The sequence below is a fragment of the Paenibacillus sp. LPE1-1-1.1 genome (assembly GCF_040676435.1).
In the GTDB taxonomy this organism is placed as follows: domain Bacteria; phylum Bacillota; class Bacilli; order Paenibacillales; family Paenibacillaceae; genus Pristimantibacillus.
On the sequence record NZ_JBEGHY010000019.1, the window covers coordinates 1 to 310 of the forward strand.

At 41.6% G+C, this 310-nt stretch carries 1 pseudogene; it reads right to left on the reverse strand.

The window, feature by feature from the left end:
- Positions 1-310, reverse strand: a pseudogene (locus tag MRBLPE1_RS16805) (IS3 family transposase); the annotation flags it as partial.

The window sequence follows — 310 nt, forward strand, 5'->3', positions numbered from 1 at the left end:
CGACGATAGCCGTAACGACCTTCATGCTCATCATAAATGGATTGAATAAGGAGCTTCAGTTCTGCGTCTGTATCGGGCTTGTCAAACTGTTTCACCAAGTAATAAAAAGTGCTGCGAGGGATATCTGTGAGCTTTAATAATGCAATCACCGGAAATTCAAGCCTTAATTCATAGACTACTTGGGCTTTGTCTTGTTTGGTGATTTTTCCTTGTTTTGAACTAAGGCATTCAACTTTTTTAAGTAGGCGTTTTCCATGCGCAAACGTTCTAATTCAGCCTGTAAGGCTTCAACTGATCCCTCGGCAGGTTC